At 34.2% G+C, this 20,180-nt stretch carries 27 protein-coding genes, 1 tRNA gene and 1 pseudogene; 17 read left to right on the top strand and 12 right to left on the bottom strand.

Going from position 1 to position 20,180, the window contains the following annotated elements; genetic code table 11:
- Window positions 1-2: 2 nt before the first annotated feature.
- From H6622_00270 to H6622_00300, 7 genes are all read right to left on the bottom strand, one after another.
- A complete protein-coding gene (locus H6622_00270; GenBank protein MCB9059938.1) occupies window positions 3-1,055 on the bottom strand; it encodes a ThiF family adenylyltransferase in 1,053 nt (350 codons plus the stop codon).
- A 2-nt stretch (window positions 1,056-1,057) separates the two neighbouring features.
- Window positions 1,058-1,498 (bottom strand): molybdenum cofactor biosynthesis protein MoaE, encoded by a 441-nt coding sequence (locus tag H6622_00275; protein ID MCB9059939.1) that lies wholly within the window; start codon window positions 1,496-1,498, stop codon window positions 1,058-1,060.
- 1 nt (window position 1,499) lies between these two features.
- Window positions 1,500-1,739, bottom strand: coding sequence for a molybdopterin converting factor subunit 1 (gene moaD, locus H6622_00280; GenBank protein MCB9059940.1), 240 nt, complete (start codon window positions 1,737-1,739; stop codon window positions 1,500-1,502).
- Complete coding sequence (mobB, locus tag H6622_00285) at window positions 1,736-2,827, bottom strand: molybdopterin-guanine dinucleotide biosynthesis protein B (protein ID MCB9059941.1); 1,092 nt, start codon at window positions 2,825-2,827, stop codon at window positions 1,736-1,738. Before mobB ends, moaD begins: the two co-directional genes overlap by 4 nt.
- On the bottom strand, window positions 2,805-3,281 hold the full coding sequence (gene moaC / locus H6622_00290) for a cyclic pyranopterin monophosphate synthase MoaC (GenBank protein MCB9059942.1): 477 nt from the start codon (window positions 3,279-3,281) through the stop codon (window positions 2,805-2,807). Before moaC ends, mobB begins: the two co-directional genes overlap by 23 nt.
- Entirely contained in the window at window positions 3,282-4,265 is a 984-nt protein-coding gene (locus tag H6622_00295) for a radical SAM protein (protein ID MCB9059943.1), read from the bottom strand.
- A gap of 78 nt (window positions 4,266-4,343) precedes the next feature.
- On the bottom strand, window positions 4,344-4,544 hold the full coding sequence (locus tag H6622_00300) for a twin-arginine translocase TatA/TatE family subunit (GenBank protein ID MCB9059944.1): 201 nt from the start codon (window positions 4,542-4,544) through the stop codon (window positions 4,344-4,346).
- Between the two features lie 97 nt (window positions 4,545-4,641).
- Between H6622_00300 and modA the strand changes: the two genes are divergently transcribed.
- The 10 genes from modA (at window position 4,642) to H6622_00350 (ending at window position 13,942) form a co-directional block, all read left to right on the top strand.
- On the top strand, window positions 4,642-5,385 hold the full coding sequence (gene modA, locus H6622_00305) for a molybdate ABC transporter substrate-binding protein (GenBank protein ID MCB9059945.1): 744 nt from the start codon (window positions 4,642-4,644) through the stop codon (window positions 5,383-5,385).
- A 12-nt stretch (window positions 5,386-5,397) separates the two neighbouring features.
- Window positions 5,398-6,096: a molybdate ABC transporter permease subunit gene (gene modB, locus H6622_00310; protein MCB9059946.1), complete on the top strand. Its 699-nt coding sequence runs from the start codon at window positions 5,398-5,400 to the stop codon at window positions 6,094-6,096.
- Window positions 6,086-6,973, top strand: a complete 888-nt coding sequence (locus H6622_00315; GenBank protein ID MCB9059947.1) for an ATP-binding cassette domain-containing protein — start codon at window positions 6,086-6,088, stop codon at window positions 6,971-6,973. The genes modB and H6622_00315 overlap by 11 nt, the downstream gene beginning before the upstream one ends.
- A gap of 65 nt (window positions 6,974-7,038) precedes the next feature.
- Window positions 7,039-7,115: transfer RNA gene (locus tag H6622_00320), tRNA-Pro, on the top strand.
- 249 nt (window positions 7,116-7,364) lie between these two features.
- The gene (locus tag H6622_00325) at window positions 7,365-7,784 is read left to right on the top strand and encodes a MarR family transcriptional regulator (protein MCB9059948.1); all 420 of its coding nucleotides are present in this window, start codon (window positions 7,365-7,367) and stop codon (window positions 7,782-7,784) included.
- On the top strand, window positions 7,781-8,212 hold the full coding sequence (locus H6622_00330) for a hypothetical protein (GenBank protein MCB9059949.1): 432 nt from the start codon (window positions 7,781-7,783) through the stop codon (window positions 8,210-8,212). The genes H6622_00325 and H6622_00330 overlap by 4 nt, the downstream gene beginning before the upstream one ends.
- Before the next feature lie 64 nt (window positions 8,213-8,276).
- Entirely contained in the window at window positions 8,277-8,687 is a 411-nt protein-coding gene (locus H6622_00335; GenBank protein MCB9059950.1) for a hypothetical protein, read from the top strand.
- A gap of 39 nt (window positions 8,688-8,726) precedes the next feature.
- Complete coding sequence (locus tag H6622_00340; protein ID MCB9059951.1) at window positions 8,727-13,253, top strand: efflux RND transporter permease subunit; 4,527 nt, start codon at window positions 8,727-8,729, stop codon at window positions 13,251-13,253.
- Window positions 13,254-13,256: 3 nt separating this feature from the next.
- Window positions 13,257-13,532, top strand: a complete 276-nt coding sequence (locus H6622_00345) for a DUF1971 domain-containing protein (protein ID MCB9059952.1) — start codon at window positions 13,257-13,259, stop codon at window positions 13,530-13,532.
- The gene (locus H6622_00350; protein ID MCB9059953.1) at window positions 13,529-13,942 is read left to right on the top strand and encodes a hypothetical protein; all 414 of its coding nucleotides are present in this window, start codon (window positions 13,529-13,531) and stop codon (window positions 13,940-13,942) included. Before H6622_00345 ends, H6622_00350 begins: the two co-directional genes overlap by 4 nt.
- 2 nt (window positions 13,943-13,944) lie before the next feature.
- Here the strand turns inward: H6622_00350 and H6622_00355 are convergent, their stop codons facing one another.
- Both H6622_00355 and H6622_00360 read right to left on the bottom strand, forming a co-directional pair.
- Window positions 13,945-14,115, bottom strand: coding sequence for a hypothetical protein (locus H6622_00355; GenBank protein MCB9059954.1), 171 nt, complete (start codon window positions 14,113-14,115; stop codon window positions 13,945-13,947).
- On the bottom strand, window positions 14,112-14,426 hold the full coding sequence (locus H6622_00360) for a recombinase family protein (GenBank protein MCB9059955.1): 315 nt from the start codon (window positions 14,424-14,426) through the stop codon (window positions 14,112-14,114). Before H6622_00360 ends, H6622_00355 begins: the two co-directional genes overlap by 4 nt.
- 358 nt (window positions 14,427-14,784) lie before the next feature.
- Between H6622_00360 and H6622_00365 the strand changes: the two are divergent.
- From H6622_00365 to H6622_00375, 3 genes and pseudogenes are all read left to right on the top strand, one after another.
- A pseudogene (locus tag H6622_00365) lies at window positions 14,785-15,210 on the top strand (TIR domain-containing protein).
- A 12-nt stretch (window positions 15,211-15,222) separates the two neighbouring features.
- Entirely contained in the window at window positions 15,223-15,471 is a 249-nt protein-coding gene (locus tag H6622_00370) for a hypothetical protein (GenBank protein MCB9059956.1), read from the top strand.
- A gap of 15 nt (window positions 15,472-15,486) precedes the next feature.
- The gene (locus H6622_00375; protein ID MCB9059957.1) at window positions 15,487-15,843 is read left to right on the top strand and encodes a hypothetical protein; all 357 of its coding nucleotides are present in this window, start codon (window positions 15,487-15,489) and stop codon (window positions 15,841-15,843) included.
- A 21-nt stretch (window positions 15,844-15,864) separates the two neighbouring features.
- Here the strand turns inward: H6622_00375 and H6622_00380 are convergent, their stop codons facing one another.
- A complete protein-coding gene (locus H6622_00380; GenBank protein ID MCB9059958.1) occupies window positions 15,865-16,515 on the bottom strand; it encodes a hypothetical protein in 651 nt (216 codons plus the stop codon).
- The gene (locus H6622_00385; protein MCB9059959.1) at window positions 16,512-16,868 is read right to left on the bottom strand and encodes a hypothetical protein; all 357 of its coding nucleotides are present in this window, start codon (window positions 16,866-16,868) and stop codon (window positions 16,512-16,514) included. Before H6622_00385 ends, H6622_00380 begins: the two co-directional genes overlap by 4 nt.
- Before the next feature lie 828 nt (window positions 16,869-17,696).
- Here H6622_00385 and H6622_00390 point away from each other — a divergent pair.
- Entirely contained in the window at window positions 17,697-18,692 is a 996-nt protein-coding gene (locus tag H6622_00390; protein ID MCB9059960.1) for a LysM peptidoglycan-binding domain-containing protein, read from the top strand.
- A complete protein-coding gene (locus H6622_00395; GenBank protein MCB9059961.1) occupies window positions 18,689-19,213 on the top strand; it encodes a hypothetical protein in 525 nt (174 codons plus the stop codon). Before H6622_00390 ends, H6622_00395 begins: the two co-directional genes overlap by 4 nt.
- A 4-nt stretch (window positions 19,214-19,217) precedes the next feature.
- Here the strand turns inward: H6622_00395 and H6622_00400 are convergent, their stop codons facing one another.
- Window positions 19,218-19,355 carry a hypothetical protein gene (locus tag H6622_00400; GenBank protein MCB9059962.1) on the bottom strand — a complete coding sequence of 46 codons (138 nt, stop codon included), beginning with the start codon at window positions 19,353-19,355 and terminating at the stop codon, window positions 19,218-19,220.
- A gap of 228 nt (window positions 19,356-19,583) precedes the next feature.
- Here H6622_00400 and H6622_00405 point away from each other — a divergent pair, with 228 nt between their 5' ends.
- Window positions 19,584-19,823, top strand: coding sequence for a hypothetical protein (locus H6622_00405; GenBank protein MCB9059963.1), 240 nt, complete (start codon window positions 19,584-19,586; stop codon window positions 19,821-19,823).
- An 88-nt stretch (window positions 19,824-19,911) separates the two neighbouring features.
- A complete protein-coding gene (locus H6622_00410; GenBank protein MCB9059964.1) occupies window positions 19,912-20,163 on the top strand; it encodes a hypothetical protein in 252 nt (83 codons plus the stop codon).
- Window positions 20,164-20,180: the final 17 nt, after the last annotated feature.

Genomic DNA, 20,180 nt, shown 5'->3' on the forward strand with positions numbered 1-20,180 from the left:
CATCATTGCAAAGAACTCACACCATCAATTAAAGAATAACAATTTTTGAGACCTTGTTGTCTTAATTTTGAAACGAGATTTTTACTCCTGATTCCTTTTTGACAGACAAAAAGATAGGTTTCTTCACTTGAAACTTTTTCCTTCCATTCTTCATAGGCCGACAAGGGCCAGTTCTCATTTATATCTTCAGGGCCTCTCTCACTAGATTCTCTAATATCTATAATTTTGAATTTATTTTCTTTGAAATCCTTTAATTCAAATTCTTCGAAGAACTCATATTGATTACCTACAAAAGGTATAATTTGAGCACTATGAGAACATAAAACACAATTAATACTTTTGTTCCATGCAAGATTTTGAACTTCACCAGTTAAAAGATTTAAAATGAATGTTGAATTGTGGCGAACAGTTCCCAATTGCAATCTTAACTTGATAACTTCCATTGCACATAATGTTCCTATACTTCCAGTCACCGAACCTATAATGCCGGCCTCAGCACAATTTTGAACACAATTTCTCTCAGGAATTTGAGGCCAAAGACATCTTAGACATCCTTTTTCATTCTCAAGAGAAAAATTAAAAACTTGAATTTGTCCCTCAAATTGGTAAACAGAGCCTTGCACTAAATCCTTCTTCAACGCCCAACAACTATCATGTAACAGAAATTTTGTTGCAAAATTATCTGTGCAATCAACAACCAAATCATTTTGTTCAATTAACGTTTTTGCATTTTCCGCATTCAATTTAGAAACAATTGATTGGATTTCAATAAAAGGATTTTGCTTTGATAATTTTTGTGCAAGAACCTCGGATTTATTCTTTCCAATATCATCTAAATGAAAAAAAATCTGCCTGTTTAGATTGCTTTGTTCTACCTTATCAAAATCAATAATAGTTAATTTCCCAATTCCAGCTGCTGCTAAATAAGTTCCTAACGGATGACCAATTCCACCAGCTCCCACAATGAGTACTTTAGATTGCTTAAGTTTCTCTTGGCCAAATTTTCCAATTTCATGAATTGAAGTTTGCCTACAATAAAAGACTTCTTCTTTCATCTTTAATGTCCATGATGTGTGTGTTCCTGACAACCATGGCATGCAACCCAAACAGGATCTTGATCAATATAATACTCTCTCTTCCATATAGGAACTCTACTCTTTACATTGTCTATAATGTACTGGCATGCCCTAAAGGCCTCTTTTCTATGTCTTGAGGCCACATGTATCCACACTGCAAGATCCTTAAGATTGAGATGGCCTATCCGATGTACGCAAAACGCCGAATGTAATTCATATTGACTTAAGGCCTCATTAATTATTATTTCGCCTTCTTTGCTGGCCATTTCCTTGTAACTTTCATACTCAAGAGAAGTCACCTGGTGTCCATTATTAATATTTCTGACTCGACCTTCAAAAGTTACAATTCCACCACTATCATCGTTATTATAAGCAAACTGATTTTTTATCGACTCTATTTCCTGTTCATGAATTAAAAACAAACTATCCTCCCGCTACTGGTGGAATAAAAACGACAGTATCGTTTTCTTTCAATGGATGATTAAAAGGTACATATTTTTCATCTATTGCAACTTTAATGTTTTTAGCATCTAATAAAAATGAATACTTCTTTGACAATTCTTTATAGAGGTCTTCTGGATTAGAAACACTTGTAGAAATCTCTTCCTCACTCTTTCCAGTCTCTTCACGAAACTGAGCAAAATATTTGATTTTAATCTTCATCGAAACCTATCCTTAATTTCATTAAACTCTTGTGGTGTGTTGATATTTAAAAGTATATTTTCATGAAGAGGTTGTAAACTTTTTACTCTAGATTGATACAATAACTTACGAGGGCAACTAACACCAAGAGACATCAATTGCCAAAATCTTATTGAGGCCTTTGGCTCGTAAATTGTAAATAATGGCTCATCCCATTTTTTTTCAGGATTGTTAAAACATGTGGCCATTTTAAATGGATCACGATTATTTAACAAAAAAGATATTGCCTCTTCATTAATAAAAGGCATATCACAGGCCAGTACTAAAAAAGCTGAATTTGGAAATTCTAAAAATGCACTTAAAATTCCTCCAACTGGCCCAAAATCTGAAAACCTATCCTTTATACAAGGAACGTCAATATCTTGCTCTGGTCTTATTGAACAAAAAACAGTGTTTAATTTCAAACTAAGAGTATCAAAAAGATACTCAATTTGTGTTCTTCCATAATACTGAATCTTTCCTTTTTCTCGTCCCATTCTTTTAGATCTTCCACCATTCAATATAAGTCCGTTTATAGGAGGAGGACTCCACTGTTCAAAAACAAACTTATTAATAGATTCGATATCATCGATATGAAAAATCGGTAGATCTACATTTGGGCCAGTAGAAGTACGAGTCACAATTGCTTTTAAAGAATGTGGATTAGTATTTAAATAATTTGAAAGTAAATTTTGGTCTTCTTCAGTTCCTGTCCAAACTAAAATCTTATCTCCAAGGGAATTTTTATATCCTTCTATGTAAATAAAATCATCATCTATAAACAACTGCTTATTTATTATTTGGTTAATTGGATTTTGAATTTGGAAGGCCTGTCTATCAGGGGAGTTTATCCCAATTGTTTTCGCACCGGCCATTTTAGCCTTGTGAGTATCCTTTCCCTCTCTATCTATTTCAAATTTATGGGCATCATGCTTCATGTATCCAATTTGATATTTATTTGAGTTACGTTCGATCAGACGAGTTATTAAAGTAGTTTTCCCACTACCAGAATGTCCACAAAAAGACATTTCAAAAGGATGAAATAATTTATTGCCTTTTAGCGTAATCACTTTTACCACCTTTTTTCATAAGGAGATGACAATTTCTGATTTCTATTTCCTGACTTAATGCCTTACACATATCATAAATTGTGAGGGCAGCTATTTGCACTCCAACTAACGCCTCCATTTCAACGCCTGTTTTTCCACTGTTTTTAACAGTGGCAACAATTTTTGCTATTTGCCCATGAAGTTCAATATTGATTTTTATACTTTCAATATTCAATTGATGGCAAAAAGGTATGAGATTACTCGTGTTTTTTATCCCCATTACTCCAGCAATGATGGCCGTTTGAAAGACTGGACCTTTTTTTGAATTTATATCTTCACCATCAAATAATTTACAAATATTCTCTGGAAGCCAAACTTCGCCAACTGCGGTTGCAACCCTTTGTGAAATTTCTTTTGAAGAAACATCCACCATTGTTGGGTTATTATTGTTATCAACATGACTTAGTTCACTCATTTATCCCCCAATTTGATTCATGGGTTGATCGACATCATAAATTCTACTTACAGGTTTCAATGACATTGTTTTATACAATATATCTGTGATCTCACAGATATTTTTGTTTTTTAAACTAATTCCTTCGTTTGTCATAAGACATGGCCTTAATTCACCTTTTGCAGTAAGTCTCAAACGTGAGCAGCTATTGCAAAATGGCCTAGACTCAGAAGCTATAATTCCTATATTTGCACCATTGTCCAAGAGAAAATTAAACGAAGTTGAATCAACCGGAAGAGTAATCGGTTTTAACTCAGAAAAGGCTTTAAGCTTTTCGATTATTTCAGAAGCACTTACAAAGTAGCTTTCAAAACTGTTGCGAGCGGGACCTATTCTCATCAATTCTAAAAATCTCACTTCAATAGAGTGTTCTGCTGAAAAATTTACAAAATCTGCAATTTCATGGTCATTCAAACCTCGCATGATAACTGCATTTATTTTGACAACTAATCCCATTTCTTTGGCCAGAAATATTCGACTTAGTATAGTTTCAAGATTACTCGAACCTGTCATTTTCTTTAGCCCAATAGGATTCAGAGAGTCTAAGCTAAAATTGATATACCTACAGTTGGTATTCTCTAGTTGCTTAAGAAGTCCAGGACTGAAAGTTCCATTACTTGTGAAAGAAAGTTTTTCTAATGGAAGTTCGGAAAGACCTTCTAGTATCTCAATAAAATCTGATCTTAATGTTGGTTCCCCTCCAGTCACTCGAATTTCGTCAATCCCTAAATCGACTAGTGCTGTTACGAGGTTAATAATTTCAAGACTACTCAAGAGTTCATTCGCGGGGAGAAACTTTGGATTATTTGGCATACAATAGACACATCGAAAATTACAAGCGTCCAACAGGGCCATTCTAAGTTTGTGTATATGTCTCCCGTGTGCGTCGATCAATTTTTGTCCTCTTTTCATAATCATCGAGGTTTGATCTGTATTTACTTGCATCTCTTTCCTTTTATTTCTTTAAGGAATAGTGTTTCTTCTATGAACTTGAATTTTTATAAGGCCATTTAATTTTTGATTTTAATTCTCAGAAATTTTCTTTTCCTCAGAATTTTTGTTTTCAATGACATGACTATCATTGTCAATTTCTCTTAATCCTTCTTTAAAATTCCTTAGGCCCTTTCCAAGCCCCTTTCCTAGTTCGGGTAATTTTTTTCCCCCAAAAATTAAAAGCACCAGCCCGCCTACTACGGCCAGCTCTCCTATTCCCAATCCAAACATATGCTTAATCCTGTTTGTGTTGACATACCTTTTGTCACCATTATTAATAATGATCTAGATTTTGTATGATGACAATAAAATAGCTTAAGTAGTGCTGATGTTTAAAAAAGTAAAAATTGCTTTTCTCATGACCTTCTCCAGTATGGCCTTTTCTGGAACTGTTCACATTGGAGTTGCTTCGAATTTTATTAAAACAATGCAAAGCTTAATTGTAGAATTTGAAAAAAAGACTACACATCAAGTCATTGCCAGCTATGCATCATCAGGAAAACTGTATACACAAATTTTAAACAACGCACCATATGATATTTTTATGTCTGCCGATCAACTCAGACCTCAGCAGTTAATTCAAAAAGATATGGCCATAAAAGATTCAAACTTCAGTTATGCTCAAGGACAGCTTTTACTCATTTCAATTTATCCCAAATTAAATCTTCAAAACATTGATGAATTTATTACAAATAAAGTTAAGCGAATAAGCATGGCCAATCCCAAATTTGCACCTTATGGAAGGGCCGCAAAAGAATTTTTAGAAAATAATAATTTTTATATAAAAAATAAATCTAAAATTATTTTAGGTGAAAATGTTTCTCAGGCCATACATTATATGTCCAGTGGGAACGTCGATATGAGCTTAGTTGGAAATTCCCAATGGCAATCTTTAAAAGAAAAAAAAGAATTTCATAAGTTATTCATTCCTGAGAATAATTACAATCCAATTTTTCAAGATGTCATATTATTAAAAAAAGCTTCCCAAAACGAAGCAGCTCTTAGTTTTTTAAATTTTTTAAAAAGTGAAAAAGCAAAACAAATTATAAAATCATTTGGATATAAAATATGAGAGAATTTTAAAATGTTGGAACCACAAGATTGGCAGGCCATTTTATTAAGTCTTAAACTATCTTTAATTGTTGCAAGTTTACTTATACTTATCAGTTTACCTCTGGCCCTTTGGTTTTCAAATGGGCAGTCCCACATTAAATTTTTTTTCGAATCTATAGTATCATTGCCTATTGTACTCCCTCCGACTGTCCTTGGATTTTATTTTTTAATTTTTTTTGGGCCAAAGAGTTCGATCGGAAATTTGCTGCAGTATTTAGGTTTAGGATCCCTCCCCTTTTCATTTACTGGACTTGTTATTGCATCTTTGCTTTATTCGCTTCCATTTGTTGTAAAACCAATTCAAAATGCAATTGAAAAAATTGGATCTAGACCTTATGAGATTGCTGCGACCTTAAATGCTGGCCCAATTGACACTTTTTTTAATGTCATTCTTCCTTTGCTAAAACAACCTCTTATAACTGCATTTGTCTTGGGTTTTGCCCATACAATGGGAGAATTTGGAGTTGTCTTATTAATGGGGGGAAGTATACCTGGACAAACTAAAGTCATATCAATTCAAATTTATGAGCATGTAGAAGCACTTGAATACGCAAAAGCACATACCTTATCTCTCATCATGTTAGTGATTTCATTTTTATTTTTATCTATACTTTATTTTTTAAATCGCAAAAAACCTTTAGAATTGGGTGTTTTAAAGTATGAATTCTGAATTCTTAGAATTTAAATTTACTCATAAGCTTGCTCATTTTGAAATGCAGATGAATGGAAGTATTCCTTTAACAGGATTAACGGCCATTACAGGACCAAGTGGTTGTGGGAAATCAACATTTCTCAAAGTACTTGCAGGAATAGTTAAGGCAAAAAATGCAAATATTAAATTCAAAGACAAAATTTGGCAGGATCAAAGTTATTTCATTAAAACATATAAAAGGCCCTTAGGGTTTGTATTTCAGAGTGATAATTTGTTTGATCATCTTTCGATAAAAAAAAATTTAGAATTTGCAATAAAAAGATCTCGAATAAAAATAGGTCTATGTGAAATAGAAAGATTATTAGAAGTGTTTGAAATTCATAGGCTGCTAAAACTTTATCCTAAGCAAATATCTGGTGGAGAGGCCCAACGAGTTTCAATAGTAAGAAGCTTATTAAGTAGTCCTGATTTATTATTTTTAGATGAACCGTTGGCATCGCTGGATGAATCTTCTAAGCGAGAAGTTTTGATATATTTAAAGAGGCTCAGAGATGAGTTTAAGATTCCAATGTTTTATATCACTCACTCAGATTATGAGATAGGAGCACTGGCCAGTCGTGTTGTAGAAATGAGGCAAGGCAAGATTGAAAGTATAAGGGAGTTTCATTTTAAGGAATCTATAAATTTAAGTAATTATATTGAATCGGAATGTATTTCCTATAATTTTGATTTGAACAAATCTACATTTTTGATAGGTGAAAATGTTGTTCAGTTTAGTGGTAAATATATTGTAGGAGAAAGATATTTGATAAATATTCCCATTGATGGTTTAGAAATATTGCCAAATATTTCTAAAAGGTCATTGCTCGTCAATTCCGAAACAATATTAGTTTAAGAAAACTAAGTTTACCTTGCCAATTTGTGAAAAAAAAAGCAAATTTGCTCCATTCAAACATAATTCGGACCGTAGCGCAGTTTGGTAGCGCACTATTCTGGGGGGATAGGGGTCGCTGGTTCAAATCCAGTCGGTCCGACCATTTAAATCTCACGAACCCACGACCACCTCACTTGCCTAAATACCTAATTTTACAGGACTTTAAATTTGGTTCGTTTGCCATTTCACCTGATGGTGCAGATGGCGTATCGAACCGTCTTAAGTATTCTTCCAAAATTGAGACAGAATACACCGACAGTATTTACTGTCATCTCAGGCATTTGTGATGTTTTTAAAAATTTAACCTGGTAAACAGTTGCACAAATGCAAGTGTTGTATATACTCATATATCATGAGTAACAAAATAATAAATTCACCAATTGAACGTACCACCAGAAAACTATTTAGTATGGTTATTGAACGCCTGGCCGTTGTCATTAGCAAAGAGAGCTTAAGCTTCTCTCAGGTCGCCGCTCTTCACATTATAGATCGAGAGGGGTTCATTAACATTAATGACATTTCAAACAAACTCAATCTCTCAGTGTCTGCGACTAGCAGGATGATTGATGAACTTGTTAAAAAAGAATTTGTTGAAAGAAAAGAAGATCCAAAAAATCGAAGAGTTAAAATTTTATCGCTTTCGCCAAATGGTGAAAACTTTATGAACAACCTCAGTATCGAAAGAGTGAAAATAATAAGGCAATCAGCCAATTTGATAGCAGAAAAAGTAAAATTAAAAATAATCAAAAACAGCAAAGGGGAAAAAAAATGAAAACTATTATAATTACATCACTAATTTTGATGGCAAATGTGGCGAGCGCACAAAGCCATGATCATCATCAGAATCATTCTAAAAAAAGTAATAACCATATAGATATTAAAAACCAGTTTACTCCTACTAATGATCTTAAAGTTCGAATGGAAAAAGTTTTAAGTCTGATGAAGGAATTAAAACTAAAGAAAGATGATGTAAATAGCATTAAAGAATACGGGGATAAACTCACTCACACTGTGAATGATATTTTCAAGACTTGCAAACTTGATCCTGAAGCAGATGAGGCCATTCACCCTTCTTTGGGATCAATCCTTGAAGGAGCAGAAGATTTTAAGAATGGTAAATACGAAAGTGGACACAAAAAAATTCACGAGGCTCTTTTAGATTATGAGAAATTATTTAAGCATGAAGGATGGAAACACTAAAAAAATAATTTATAAAGTTATTCCCTCAGACTGGATAAAATGAAAGGAAAGTATGGAAACTCAATTGGATGGAAAGAAAAACATTGTGATTGGTCTCTTTTCGATGGCGGCGTTCATGCTGTATGGCTTTTTATTAATATATTTAAGAGACTTTGCACCCGATGCCGCGGAATGGGCCGCTGCTTATGGCAGTGGTAAGCATTTTGAAGCAAGATTAGCTCATGTCCATGGTAATCTTTTTGCTTTTCTAAATATTGTTATTGGTTATCTACTTTTCAAGCTCGACATTAGTTCAACTCAAAGAAAGATTGTGTCTTGGCTGGGGGTTTTGGGCCTACTAATGCCGATTGGCATCCTGCTAGAACTACTTTTGTCTGCACCTCCAATTTTTGTACTTATTGGAGCAGTTTGTATGACGGCTAGTGTTTTTTTGTTGGGCTATTTTTTAATCAAATCCAAAAAGGTTGTGATTTGAACGCTGTTCGCTCGAAGCAGTTATGAAAAAGGTAATTAAATGAAAAATATAACCCTCTATTTTATAAAAAGACCAATATTGGTAAACTTTATTTTGGCGCTCAATTTTATTATTGGTGGTTATTTCATTTATAAAGTTCCAAAAGAAGCCTTCCCCGGCGTCTCAATGAATCAGATTGTTATTGTGACTAAGTACCCTGGAGCATCAGCCAAAGATGTTGAATTGAATGTCACTGCAAAGCTTGAAGAGAAGATCGCAGAAATTGGAAATATCAAAGAATATCGTTCAAGCTCCATTGAAAGCGTATCGAGGGTCACAATCTTTGCAGACGATAATCTCAATGAGCTACAATTCAAAGATCTTTTATTAGATGTGCAAACAGAAGTTGATAAAATTGATGATTTTCCATCAGATATTGAGGGACAACCAATTATTACAAGTGTCACCACTGAAGATCGCCCAATTATGGAGATCGCCTTTACTGGCGATTATCAGCACTTAAAAAATATCTTACATGAAATAGAAAATGATCTTCGTAAAATTTCAGGTGTTTCAAGCGTAACTATGGTTGGTCTTCCAGATGAAGAAATTAACATCGAAGTGGACGCCAATAAAGCTCAGGAGAAAGAAATTGATCTTAATTCGATTTACTTTGCGATCAACACCAGAAATCAAGTCGGCACAGGTGGAACACTTGAATCTTTTTTATCTCAAAAAAAGATAGTTTCATTTAATAAATACGATAAAGCAGAAGATGTTTTGAAGACAGTGATAAGAATGTCTCCTGATGGCCAAGGAGTTTACTTAAGCGACGTCGCCGAATTAAAATACCGACCGAAAGATGAAAAGCTTATTGTTCGTAATAATGGAAGCCGTGGGGCTACAATTCTAGTGGCCATCAGAAGTGGCGTGGACCAGTTGAAAGTATCTGATCAGATTAAAGAGTATTTAACAAAAGTAGAACTCCCAGATGGTGTAACTTATAAGCTAAATAATGACGTATCTGATAATGCGAGAAGTAAGTTCTCTCTTCTCAAGAATAATGGCCTTATCGGATTTGTTCTTGTTCTTATCCTGCTCTTTTACTTCCTTGGTGGTAAACCTGCCTTCTGGACAGCGTTTGGTATACCCTTTTCCATTTTTGGAAGCATGATTATGTTTGTACCTATGGGCATGACCCTAAACTCAGTTTCAATGGGTGCATTTGTAATCGTTCTTGGGATGATTGTTGATGATGCTATGGTGATAAGCGAACGCTTCGATGTCAATATCGAAGATGGACAATCACCAGAGGAAGCAGCCAGTAATGCCGTGGGAAGACTATGGAAACCTGTGCTGGCATCATCTTTGACAACAATAGTAGCTTTTTTACCATTATTAGCTTTAGGTGGCTTACCAGGGAAATTTATTTGGCAGATGCCTACAGTCGTTATGATGGCGTTGTTTGTTTCACTCATTGACTGCTATTTATTATTACCGGCCCATCTTGCTCATGGGGCAAATAAAAGCGGGCAATATCAAAAAAGCAAATTTATCGTTTTTGGGGAGAATTTATATGAAAAATTACTCCGCAAGTTGATTGATCACCGTTATTTTGTAACGCTTGGATTCCTAGGAATTCTTGTTTTTAGTGTCTTTATCGGTGCAACGAAAGTAAGAAAAGATTCTTTTCCACAAGAGGCCTCTGAAGGATTCACAATTAGAGCAACCCTTAAAAAAGGATATGCTCCCGAAAAAGTTGAAGAAATAATCAGTGAATTAGAAAAGAGTATTCAAAATCTAAAAAAGAATGAACTTGTAGGCTACACCACTAGAATTGGTACACATAGTTTAAGTTCTCTCACAAATTTGGGAACCGAGGAGAACTTAGTTGCTTTCATGGTTTATTTAACTCCCTACAGTGATAGAAATAGAACAGCTCAAGATATTGTAGATGATATTCACGAAAAACATTACGGATATTATACTGAAAAAGGATACGATTTAGAATTTGACCTGATGAGGATCGGTCCCCCTCTTGGCGAGCCATTTGAAATAATCATTTCTTCAAATAACAATGAGAATCGGGCGAACTCCTCATTAAAAGTGGCCAATTTCTTAAAGTCTATTGATGGTCTCTCTGATGTAAAAGACGATCAAATTGAAGGAAAAGACGAGATTAATCTTAGGCTGAATTATAAAAAAGTTGCTCAAGCAGGTTTAACACCGGCAGAGATTATCAGGACTTTAAGAATTGCTTTTGATGGTCAGGTTGTCACAGATTATTCGTCAATCAATGAAACTTATGATTTTCGACTAAGATTGAACAAAAAAGCGAGAGGAGATTTTGATTTTGTTTCCAATCTTCCGATAGCAAATAAGCGTGGTCAGCTTATTAAATTAAACACGATGATTGAATATGAAGAAAGACCATCTTTTGCAGAGATTAAGCATTTTAACGGTCAGCGATCAACATCTATTACGGGAAATATAAATACCGAAAAGATTACAGCGGTTGAAATGCTCAAGAAATTTAACGAAAATTTTGTCAAAGATAAAAATGTTAAATACACAATTAGTGGACGTCCAGTAGAAGAAGAAAAAATATTTGCTGGTTTAAAAATTGCTGCGGTACTGGCGGTTATCGGAATATATTTTATCCTAAGTTTAATGTTTGATTCTTATGCAAAACCTTTTTTAATATTAACAGTAATTCCTTTTGGAGTTGTAGGAATATTTCTATCCTTTTTTGCGCATGGATTACCCATTTCGATGTTTGCAGGAATCGGTCTAATTGGTCTTTCTGGTATCGTTGTTAATGATTCTATTGTTCTTGTAGATCATTTAAGTCAACGACTAAAAGAAAATGGTAAATTCTCTATAGATGTACTTATACAGGGAGCCAAAGAGAGGCTCCGTCCAATCTCATTAACTACAGTAAGTACGATTCTTGCGGTAGCTCCAACTGGTTATGCTATTGGAGGCTATGATCCGCTATTATCTCCTTTGTCATTGGCAATATTATATGGACTATTGTTTGGAACTACAGTTGTTCTTATTTTTATGCCAAATATGTACGCAATTGGTAATGATCTAGGAAACTTTATGAAAAAGGTCAAAGGTAACAAAAAGGTAAAACATTTATCAGTTTTATTAATCCCACTCATAATTGGTTTACACACAAAAGAAGCTAGGGCCGAAGAAAGAATAAACATTAAAAGAATTGTAGAACTTGTTAAAGATACCAATGAATTTAAAATTCAAAATGAGTCTGTGAGTCAGTCTGAATTTGGTATTGATGCTGTTGATGGATTCCTCGATTCAAAACTGACTTCAAAGCTTTTTAAGTATTCCTCTGTTAACTATCCAAACCCACCGATCTCTCTTGATTCTGAAAGAGAAGGATACGGACTTAGTTTTGACTACGAAAAAATGACTTCATTTGGAATTAAACTTGGTTTGGGGGTTGGATTTGAGGATAAAAAGCTTGGAACAATTCCGGACAATAATCAATTTAGCCTTGATGCAATGGATACTGTTTATAAAGCAACTATCGCTGCTCCACTTTGGAGAAACTTTGGCAGTAAGGAATATCACTTAAACAGAAGTGCTGCCGTTGCCAAAAAGAATGGCCAAACTATTCAAAGTAAATCTTTAAAGGACAAACTAATTATCGAAGCTGTCACTAATTATTGGTCGATAGTTAAGTTAGAAGAAGAGCGAGAAATTGCTCAAAATTCACTGACACGTTTTAAAGAACTACATAAATTGAACATAACAAAAATAAAATCTGGAATCATAAGTAAATCGGAGTTCTTGACTTCTGAAGTTGAAATTACTAGTCGAGAGAAAATTTTAAAAGATTTAGAATCTAGGATAAGAATTGAGAAATTAACTCTAGAAAGTGTTTTAGAACTGAAGTCTTCTGTTGTGATCGAGCATGACAAAATGAATGCTTCAAGTTCAATTCTAAGCAGTCAAAGTAATTCTGCTCTAAATTTAGTAGAGTCAGGTCTTACATTTAAACAAATGCAAAGTAATAGTGAACTTTTTGATGAGTTGCTTTCAATTGAGAACGAAAAAACAAAATCAAACGTTGATTTTTTTGTATCTTTAAAGAGTTTTGGACGTGGTGATGATTTGAGCAACTCAATTAGTGAAAACACTCAAGATAAATACGAGGTGTTTGCTGGTGTAACTTGGGATTTTGACTTAGGAACTAAGAAAAATGATTCAGCCATGGCAGCAGCGATGAGTCAAAAAAGGCAAGCAGACTATAAGAGAGATAAGACTAAGCTTCAACTTATAAAGGGTGTAGAGACTCTGAAAGAGAAAGTAAAATCCAATAAAGAACAGATTGTATTTCTCGAAAAGATGAAAGAGCAGCAATTCAGCATTTTAAAAGCTGAAAAGAAAAGGTTTGAAAATGGCAGAATTACAACATTAGACTTTGTAAAGCTACAAGAGGCTTTTGATCGAAGCTTATTGCAAGTTATTGCTCTTAATTATTTAAATGAAATAACCATACTTAATCTATATTTTACTGTTGGTAAGACGGATGAATATTTAAAGACATACATGGAGTAAAAAATGAAAGAATTACCAGAAAATGTAAATGTATATAAACGCACTCCTGATTTTAATCAAGAAACCATCCCTACTGGATTATTGAAGGCCCACACAACGAAAGAAGGAACTTGGGGAAAAATTTGCGTCACCAAAGGGAAATTACTATATACAATTGAGACAGGGCAACAGGAGTCAATTGAACTAACGCCCGAGAAATTTGGAGTTGTGGAGCCACAAGTCCCACATCATGTTGAAGCTTTAGGAGAAGTTGAGTTTCATGTGGAGTTTTTAAAATGAGCGATAGAAATAAGAAAGTCATTGCCTTTACTTTGGGCTTGCTCGCAATTGGCTTTGGAGTAATGACATTAAAATCTGGAGGATTTGCTCTCTTTGGTGGAGTTGAAGGAAAAGAATTTGCTGGTCAGTATGTTCCATTTGTACTTTGGTTTAATTTCATTGCTGGTTTTTTCTATGTAATATCAGGGGTTGGTATAATTCTTAAAACGAAATGGGCCCTAAAATTATCCATCGCTCTGGCAGCTTTGACTCTGTTCGTTTTCTTGGGTTTCGGAATTCATATTATTTTAGGAAATTCCTATGAGGCGAGAACCGTTGGAGCAATGTCTATTCGGGCCATTTTTTGGATATTCATTTCCATCTCTTTAATGAAAATTGGGGTAGATAAAAATCAGGAAATTACTCTTTAATTTTAGTTGAGACCATTTTTTATTAAAGCAGAACTGAACCCCTGAAGTGGTGGCAACCCCTGATCCAGTTTTTTAATGGTTTCAACCTTGAACTCTTTAATCAAGCTTGGGGCAATATAGCTTCCTGATACCAGTAAAATAATGGCCGCTACTATTTCTGCTACTGCTTTCATTTCTCTTCCTCCTGTTGGCGGCGGACAATGGTAGTCACGACAGACTTGTCCCATTGGCCTCCTTTTTTACTTTTTATTTTTTTATCGTTTAAGTGTTTGGCGATCTGGCGGAATGATAGGCCCTCATCATGAAGCTTCATAATAAGCTTTATGATCTTTTGCTCCTTAGGGCTTGAAACAATCTGGCCTTTGACAAGCATTTCCCCGTACTTCACCCGAAGCATTTGAGTGCCCTGATCCTTGCTCAGATCGTGAAGTTTAATAGCATCTAAGATTGAGGTTTTTGGCCAAACGCAGTCGGTCACGGCCACGATTTGCCTCATAGAGAGGCCCAAATCGAGGTAAAGCTTCTTCAGTATTCCGTAATTTTCCGCTGGCGAATTGAAAAAATGTGTAATAAAAACAGAGATATAACTAGGGTTGGGGAACGGTTCGTCTAGCGTTGCGGTTGCCCGACCATTTTAATTCCCACTATTTTTTTATTTTCTAAAAAATTGAATTTTTCTAAACACTTAAAAACACTAATGTTTAGAGATTGCGATCAGGTCACTATTTCTTGAAATTTCCCCATATTTCGATGTTTGGTAACATTTGGTAACTTCTCAACCTTGACATCTGCGCGATCAATCCCATCTTACCTCTGGTTAAACACCAGATAGGAGTCTTTCAATGGCAAAAAAATCAGTATTCGTCAGTTTTGATTATGAAAATGACAAACATTAAAAACATTTAATGAGTGCATGGGATGCGAATGATAATTCTGATTTCTCATTCAACGACAAATCTTCTCACGAAATAAATAGCGATAATGTGGGAAGTGTTAAGACAGCTCTAACATCCAGAATCAATGATGCAACATATACATTAATTATAGTTGGAAAAGAAGCTAATAAGGCCCATAAGGATAAAGATTTAATTGGGTACAAAAACTGGATTAACTTTGAAACTGCGAAAAGCAAGGGTGCTAAAAACAAACTTGTAGCGGTCAAGCTAGATAAGTCTTATGAATCGCCAGAAGAGCTATTAAACTCTGGCGCAAGCTGGGCAATGTCCTTTAAAGAAGATGAAATAATTAAAGCTCTTAATAATGCCTAAGAGGCCATAGACGTGTCCTTGGAAGTTGAAGCAAAAATTAACATTTTAAACGATCATTACAAGGACACGTTCCCGTATCTAATCGAGTATATAAAGCGTAGAGATAGATTTCTCCTGTATGTCATATTAGTTCTAGGGCTACAGTTTATTTCAATTACCACTGATACAGATTCAACAGGAATATTAAAAGGTTTTATGGAGTCCAAAGTTGGATTCAAATTAAACATAACTCCAGAAATATTTAATATTTTAATATTTTAATATTTTAATATTTTAATGTGGTTCTTATTAATGATTACCTCGTTGAAGTATTTTCAGGTAACAACTTTAATAGAAAAACAATATAAGTATATCCACTCATTAGAAAATGAATTTAAAATTCTTTATGGAAAAGAAGTAATTAATAGAGAGGGATATTCTTATTTGAAAAATTACCCTTTAATCTCTTCATACGCTCATTTTATATATGTTTGGTTTTTTCCGGTTTTTTTAATACTTATTTCATCTATGAAAATTATAAAAGATTATCCAGGCACTTTTTGGGATTTTCATTTTTTATTAAGTATAATTATTTTCTTTGGTGTTCTTGCTTCGACGATCTTCTATGTAATTTTTCAAAAATATAAAAGGTAAATTATAAATGTTTGATGAAGGCTAATCTAAGTTATTAGTTTCTCTGCCATCTGGGTTTGAAACTGGAGTTGGTAAACCCTTTATCACCTTTACTGCATAAGCGGGATAGTTCCCAGCTTCGATGGCCGTGACAAATTCCTCTCTTGACAGGAGAACATTTTTTACCAAGTCGAAGAATAATTCATTTCTGCCATTTTTGTCTTCTTTGAGCACAACCACCGGCTTACTTTTATTGATAGACTCAGACTTCTTACCTTCATATTTACGTTTGTCACTGGGGGTAATAATTAACTCGCCTTTATCTAAGGCTTCATGAATTAACTTAAGAAGTTCTTTTCTATCTTTGGCTTTTTTACCATATTTTCTTCCAATGGCATTGTTCCAAAGGTCCATATTTAGAGAACCGGGATTTTTTGCATCTGAATACCAAGAGAGTGGCGAATATTCATTAATTCTTCCAAATATATCAGCAGTCTCCTCACTATAAACTTGAGTAAATACTCCGCTTACATAGCCATGTCTAAAAGCATCAATGTCGTTGTCAACAAGCCCATGAGCAGTTGGATCAATTTTCCCATTTGCATCTTTGGGTAATGGGCGAATATTTTTATCAAAATATTCATAAGCCTCATCTCTTGCTTCAATAAGTAAAAGGTCTGGTCTAAAGTTCACAGGTCCTCTTTACTCTTAATTAAATCAAAAATAAACCACCAGTGAAAGGCTAAGGATATAAATGCTAATGCCCATCCCCAAGGTGTCGCTAAAAAAATACCTAAGCTGGATATAAAAATAAAAAATGCGATGGGGTACTTGAATCTAATACGAATATATTTAAATGAAGCAAGCCATAATGGAGCATTTAAAAATAACGAATTCAAAAAGCCTCTTGGAATTGCGATATGATAGGGGCGAGGTTCTCCGACAAGGTACAATGTAAATGTGCATAAGATTGTGAGGACAAGGGCCATAATTCTTATGCACCAATCTTTGTTATCTTTATATTGTTGCTTGATTGCTAAGATCACTATTTTCCCTTTAAGGGTAAGCTAAAATATCTTTCATCGATTGTCATAAAAAATATTAATAATTCAACGTCTCATTTCATTTCTGAAAACATATCACTTTGATACAATAGCTGATTAATTTTGGTTCCAACAACAGATTCAACATTATAATTCATCTCTTTATAAGCATTAAGGCGTTTTTTGAACATCGAAATGGTTAATCCCATCCCTGGATCAAGATAGTGACCTTAAACCCAAAATTTAGTCCATACTCAAAGAGAGTCTCACTGTGTGTTAAAAATAGAACAAGGAGACAATAAAATGAAAGGCAAAAAATTTTCAGAAGAAGTGATTTTTAAAATTTTAAAGGAATATGAATCGGGAATTCCAGTAAAAGAACTTGGACGCAAATATTGAATGGCCGAGCAAACAGTTCATAAATTGAAGAAAAAGTCTTAGATTACGATAGAGAACAACTAAAAGAGATGGTTTAAGCCAAGTGGATCTTGAAAGAACACCAGGAAAGAAAGTCGAAGAAAACTACGAATTTCAGTCAGGTGTTATTGTAGGTTAATATATTGGTGGTCAGTTTTTGCTACTCTAGGAACTGATGGACTAGTTAAAATCCTGGCGGCATAAGATAGTGCAAAATTAAAAATCTAAGCAAAATGCAGTTCATTAAAATATCCTTAGACTAAATAAAAACAGCAATAAGATAATAGTTAAATTCAGATAACTCACTGATAGTTAATCCTTTACAAATTACAAGTATGAAAAATTCGCAATATTCTCTCGGTTAAATACTTAAATATGATATTAACGTTAAAAATATTCTGACTGGTGTGAAAAATGATCGAAGTGAGACCAAGTAGTTTTTATAAAATTTATGAGGTTCAGCCTGGAGATACCCTATCTCAAATTATCGCAGATCACTTTTCATATGATGACTTGCCTCATAGTCCGCATCTTAATTGGTCTGAAATAAATTATCTCATCGATATTGTACTCCATAATAATCCTCATATAAAAGACCCTAATAGAATACAACCCTGGCAAATGATAGATCTTGCCACTTATAAGAAAAAACATTCTGAAATTTATACCAATGCTCATCACGCATTAATGAAGAATATATTTAGACATATACCAATAGGAATGTCACATATTATGAACAGAAATCAGGGTGGTATAGATTTGCTTGCTCTTGTTATTTCTGGATCGGTATCAGCAACAGATGGTGTAGCAAAAGTATATATTAAAGCTATGGAGAGGTTTGCTGATTTTGTAAACCAAGGCGGTTATACATTTAAAGGTTCTAGCAATAATCTAGTAGCAATGCTTCAGGACGTTTGGGATAAGGGTCCAATTAAGAAAGAAATAAATGCGATGAATGACCTTCTTATCGCTCAAATCAAGGGACTAAATTATAAAGGGTATATTAATCCTTTGAAAAAACACCTAGTTTTTCCTAATACATTTGCACCCAGAAAAGCTGTAAGATATGCTGAAAATGCCGTAAAACATCTTGGGAAAGCTAGGACGGTGGCATTTGGTACAAGTTATGTAATTGAACCAGCTCTAGGGGTTTTTAGAGTTTATAAGGCAAAAGATGGTGAGAAAGTTAAAGTTGCTTTTGAACAGACAGGTGGAGTTGTTATTGGAGCTTTAGCTTCAAATGTTGCTGCTTGGGGTGTGTGTACGGTTACTTTTTCATTGCCTTCTGGTCTAACAAGTGCCTTTTTCTGTGTCGGTGTGGTTTCGTTTTTTGCTGGAGCGGCTGGAAGTTATGGAGGGTCAGAGGTTGGAGGTAAAATTTATGAGAAATTAGAGGGGGTTCTGTATTGAATTTAGAAAATATAACTCTTAATATTCTTGGGTTAGTAGCGATATATTTTGCTTTAGTTGTACCATTACTTACATGGTTTTATTTAGATAAAAAATACCCAAAGATTAAGAATAACTTTATCTATAATACGACAGGAGGGTATTTTACCAAATTTAAGGTAAATCACCGATTCTTTGGATACGTAACATTATTCGTATTTAGTGATTTGAGCAAAAAAAATAACAGAAATAGGCTTTCACATTATTTTGATCGAGGTACAGATATAGCAGGCTTGGCAAAAATTGGTAAAATTGAAAAATACTTTGGTTTATTTCATATATTTATTGCTTTTATATTTTTAGTTGATTTATCAGCTTTTTATATTTTATCAAAAGGATGGCCTATAAATTATCTCTACGGTATTGAAAGAAGTCCAACAACATTACAAATGTATCATTTTTCCGGTCTTGCCGTTACCTTAATTGGTTGTGCTATATACTACTCATATAAATTTATAAAAAAGAGAAAAGACAGGAAGTAAATTTCTAAGGTCTGTACACACATCTAAAACCAACATCTGCGGCAGCATATGTTGATAGAGAATTTGTTGATAGTCCGTAAATACCGGATTTATCTCCCCAAGAATATGTCCCACCTCTAAATGCTCCACCGCCTGAACCCAAAGGTCATATCCATTGTAGGCCACACCAAAACTTCTACGCGCTTGATGTCTATCTAAAGTTGGCAGGAGTGGAGACAAAAGGCGTAACCGACAATCTCTCCTACGGAATTGGTGAATCAAATATTTTTTTGAAAACACTAAAGTCCAATTATTCAGCAACCTATATATCCTATACAAATTATAATTTATTCTATTATATTTCATATAATTATGTGTTATAATGTATAGGATGAGCGAAGCACCTACAAGCTATAAATTTGAAGTTACTGTTAATGGCCATGAGATAAATGAAGTTCTCATCGGAAGACATTATCTCAAAAAGCATAGTTCCTATATGAATGATGAGCTAATATTGGAACTGGTCAGCTATCTTGATGGTAGGGATTTTCCAGTTGATTCTAGCACCAGCGGAATAGATTATTTTGCGGCCGATATTGAATTTGGTGAACCTCCAAAAATCTATCGGTAAATTTGGTTATTTGAAGGCAAGCGACTTTCAATTTTGGGAGTGGTCAATGCTTATCGAAGAAAGAAAATTGTAAAAAGAGAGGTGAAAGATGGCCAAAAGAAAAAGTAAACTTGAGTCTTTGTCATCTGAACAGATTGAAGAAATCACGGCCCATTCTGAAAAGAGAAAGGATGTTCCTCTGATCAAATCCAGTCAAGTCAATATGAGACTGTCAGATGAGATTTTAAAAAAGGCCAAATCTTTGGCCAAGGCCCAAAAGGTTCCCTATACAACTTTTTTAACAAAACTTTTAAAAGAAGATATTGAAAGGCTTTGGAGTGTGTTTAAAGGGGCCAGATAGGCGTTAACAAAAGTGAA

The organism is Halobacteriovoraceae bacterium (assembly GCA_020635115.1).
In the GTDB taxonomy this organism is placed as follows: domain Bacteria; phylum Bdellovibrionota; class Bacteriovoracia; order Bacteriovoracales; family Bacteriovoracaceae; genus JACKAK01.

What these genes read in the sequence shown, in the direction of transcription:
- H6622_00270 (MCB9059938.1), bottom strand. Translation starts at nt 1,055, where the DNA reads ATGAAAGAAGAAGTCTTTTATTGTAGGCAAACTTCAATTCATGAAATT.
- moaD (MCB9059940.1), bottom strand. Translation starts at nt 1,739, where the DNA reads ATGAAGATTAAAATCAAATATTTTGCTCAGTTTCGTGAAGAGACTGGA.
- moaC (MCB9059942.1), bottom strand. Translation starts at nt 3,281, where the DNA reads ATGAGTGAACTAAGTCATGTTGATAACAATAATAACCCAACAATGGTG.
- H6622_00295 (MCB9059943.1), bottom strand. Translation starts at nt 4,265, where the DNA reads ATGCAAGTAAATACAGATCAAACCTCGATGATTATGAAAAGAGGACAA.
- H6622_00300 (MCB9059944.1), bottom strand. Translation starts at nt 4,544, where the DNA reads ATGTTTGGATTGGGAATAGGAGAGCTGGCCGTAGTAGGCGGGCTGGTG.
- modA (MCB9059945.1), top strand. Translation starts at nt 4,642, where the DNA reads ATGTTTAAAAAAGTAAAAATTGCTTTTCTCATGACCTTCTCCAGTATG.
- modB (MCB9059946.1), top strand. Translation starts at nt 5,398, where the DNA reads ATGTTGGAACCACAAGATTGGCAGGCCATTTTATTAAGTCTTAAACTA.
- H6622_00315 (MCB9059947.1), top strand. Translation starts at nt 6,086, where the DNA reads ATGAATTCTGAATTCTTAGAATTTAAATTTACTCATAAGCTTGCTCAT.
- H6622_00325 (MCB9059948.1), top strand. Translation starts at nt 7,365, where the DNA reads ATGAGTAACAAAATAATAAATTCACCAATTGAACGTACCACCAGAAAA.
- H6622_00330 (MCB9059949.1), top strand. Translation starts at nt 7,781, where the DNA reads ATGAAAACTATTATAATTACATCACTAATTTTGATGGCAAATGTGGCG.
- H6622_00340 (MCB9059951.1), top strand. Translation starts at nt 8,727, where the DNA reads ATGAAAAATATAACCCTCTATTTTATAAAAAGACCAATATTGGTAAAC.
- H6622_00345 (MCB9059952.1), top strand. Translation starts at nt 13,257, where the DNA reads ATGAAAGAATTACCAGAAAATGTAAATGTATATAAACGCACTCCTGAT.
- H6622_00350 (MCB9059953.1), top strand. Translation starts at nt 13,529, where the DNA reads ATGAGCGATAGAAATAAGAAAGTCATTGCCTTTACTTTGGGCTTGCTC.
- H6622_00355 (MCB9059954.1), bottom strand. Translation starts at nt 14,115, where the DNA reads ATGAAAGCAGTAGCAGAAATAGTAGCGGCCATTATTTTACTGGTATCA.
- H6622_00375 (MCB9059957.1), top strand. Translation starts at nt 15,487, where the DNA reads ATGTGGTTCTTATTAATGATTACCTCGTTGAAGTATTTTCAGGTAACA.
- H6622_00390 (MCB9059960.1), top strand. Translation starts at nt 17,697, where the DNA reads ATGATCGAAGTGAGACCAAGTAGTTTTTATAAAATTTATGAGGTTCAG.
- H6622_00405 (MCB9059963.1), top strand. Translation starts at nt 19,584, where the DNA reads ATGAGCGAAGCACCTACAAGCTATAAATTTGAAGTTACTGTTAATGGC.
- H6622_00410 (MCB9059964.1), top strand. Translation starts at nt 19,912, where the DNA reads ATGGCCAAAAGAAAAAGTAAACTTGAGTCTTTGTCATCTGAACAGATT.